Raw genomic sequence first — 2185 nt, 5'->3', positions numbered from 1 at the left:
TCTGGCGGCCTGCCGCGAGCTGGGTGCGTCGCTGGCCTGACAAAAGCACCGTAGAAGGCAGGAGGCGAACCGTTCGTCTCCTGCCTTCTCTCTGGTTCCCCGGTCAGCATAGGTAAAACCAATTTTGAACCCAGAGAAACAGGTCGTGAGAAATATGCTGAAGGAATATTTATTGAGCCAGGGCTCTGGCACGGGCCGCTGGAGCCACGGTATGCCGGGGGTGCAAATCTGCCGCTTTTCCTTGCCGGAGCCGGAGCAGGAACCCTTGTGGCCCATCCCGGTATGCGGCGCACCGCTTCAGTTTGAGGTGCTTTTCTGCCTGACCGGCCGCCTTACTGTCCGAGCGTTACAGGGTACTTCCTACACGGTGGAGGCTCCGGCCATCTTCCTCCTCTCCGACAGCTCCGCTCTCCGCTCGTGTCAGTATAGCGGAAATCTGGGCGGCATTTTGATCGCCGTAGACGCCAAAGCCGCAAAAGAAAGCCTTGTGACGGTCTGCTCCACCCTGGGGATGAGGTTGGACACCAGGATCGTCAAGGAGAAGATGACGGCGAGGAACGGCTGCATGGCCCTGTGCGGCACACCTTGGACGCAGTCATTTTTTGAAACGGTTCGCTATCTGTCCGAGCAGGAGCAGGAACGCTACTGTGTTTTCAAGTCGGTGGAACTGCTGTATCTACTCTGCACCGAGGTATCTGAATCGGACGAATCTTTCTCCGGCTCAGGCTGCCCAGTATCCCACAGTCTGTTGGAAGTCAAGGCATACATCCAGACGCATCTGTCTGATAAGCTTACCATTGCGTTCCTCTGCAAACAGTTTTCGCTTTCCCCGACCTTCTTGAAAGAAGGGTTCCGCCGCGCCTATGGCATGCCGATTCACAGCTTTTTGGTTCAACAGCGCCTCCGACGGGCACAGGAGCTGATCTGCACCACCCGGATGCCCATTCAGCAAATTGCGCAGGCTGTGGGGTATGAGGGGATGAGCCAGTTCAACGCAGCGTTCAAGCGGGAGTATGGCATGACTCCCGGCCAGTACAGAAAAATGTCGGAAACCGCAACTCTGCGTCCGTTTTGACAGCGACAAACACCCACGGTTTCTGCTACAATAATCAGACATTCCAAAGCATTCAAAGGAGTGACAGCGATGAAACAGCATCGTTTTTGGGCGTGGGGCGCTGTGATCTGCATGATTATGGTCATGGTCACCGGCTACAAACGGAAGTAAGGGAAAGGAAGGATCACAATGAGCGTTTATACGAAACTTGCCTGCTTTGCGGGTGGTGCGTTGTTTGGTTCTTTTGGCATCAAGCTGCTGTCCAGCAAGGACGCCAAGAAAGCCTATGTCCATGTCACGGCCGCCGGCCTGCGGATGAAGGATTCGGTCATGGGGACTGTGACCACGGTGCAGGAAAACGCCGCGGACATTCTGGCCTCCGCCAAGGAGCTGAATGAGGACCGGGCTGCGAAGGAAGCGGAGGAAGCCGCCGCTGCCAATCTGGAGAGCGAAGAAGCCTGATTGACCCAGAGGGAGCCGCCAGCGGCTCCCTCTTTTCGTGAAGGAGGAACCTATGAACGCAACCATATTGCACGAAAGCCGGGGGCGCATCCGGTTCCGGCTGCGGCAAAAACAGATGACACTCGCTCAGGCGGATCTGCTGGAGGCATGGATTCAGGGAAAATCATGGTGCCGGCAGGTCACCGTCCATGAGCGAACCTGCTGCGTCATCCTGTACTACGATGGGACTCGCCAAGCCGTGCTGAACGAAATTCGGCATTTTTCCTGGCAGGAGGCGGAGCAGACCACCGCGCTGCCCGCCCACAGCAGCCGGGCACTGAACCGGGAATTTGAGGAGAAGCTGGTGGCAAAGGTGGTGTGCAAGGCCGCCTGCACCCTGTTTCTCCCGCCTCCACTGCGCCTTGCCCGCATACTCTGGCACATGGTCCCCTTTGTGCGGCGGGGCCTGGGCTGCCTGCTGCGCCGCCGCGTCAAGGTGGAGCTGCTGGACGCCCTGTCCATTTCCATCTCGGCGTTCCGGGGCGACTTTGATACCGCCGGCACCGTCATGTTCCTGCTGGAGGTGGGCGAGCTGCTGGAGGAGTGGACAAGAAAGAAATCCGTGGCGGATCTGGCCCGGTGTATGTCCTTAAATGTGGACCGGGTCTGGCTGCGCACAGCCCAGGGCGA

The 2185-nt window shown here is 58.1% G+C and carries 2 protein-coding genes and 1 pseudogene; all 3 read left to right on the top strand.

The features are described 5' to 3' along the window. Positions 1-211: 211 nt before the first annotated feature. Positions 212-1075 carry a helix-turn-helix domain-containing protein gene (locus H6B10_RS14150; protein ID WP_243427403.1) on the top strand — a complete coding sequence of 288 codons (864 nt, stop codon included), beginning with the start codon at positions 212-214 and terminating at the stop codon, positions 1073-1075. A 168-nt stretch (positions 1076-1243) separates the two neighbouring features. Beyond that, positions 1244-1516: a DUF6110 family protein gene (locus tag H6B10_RS14145; RefSeq protein WP_006575244.1), complete on the top strand. Its 273-nt coding sequence runs from the start codon at positions 1244-1246 to the stop codon at positions 1514-1516. Between the two features lie 52 nt (positions 1517-1568). Next, positions 1569-2185, top strand: a pseudogene (locus H6B10_RS14140) (heavy metal translocating P-type ATPase); the annotation flags it as partial.

The sequence above is a fragment of the Gemmiger formicilis genome (assembly GCF_016901605.1).
In the GTDB taxonomy this organism is placed as follows: Bacteria; Bacillota; Clostridia; order Oscillospirales; family Ruminococcaceae; genus Gemmiger; species Gemmiger formicilis_B.
The sequence above is the reverse complement of the archived record's forward strand: the minus strand, read 5'-3'. Positions and strand labels throughout refer to the sequence as shown.

Excerpts from the sequence above, each read along its gene's own strand:
- H6B10_RS14150 (WP_243427403.1), top strand. The coding sequence starts at position 212 with ATGCCGGGGGTGCAAATCTGCCGCTTTTCCTTGCCGGAGCCGGAGCAG.
- H6B10_RS14145 (WP_006575244.1), top strand. The coding sequence starts at position 1,244 with ATGAGCGTTTATACGAAACTTGCCTGCTTTGCGGGTGGTGCGTTGTTT.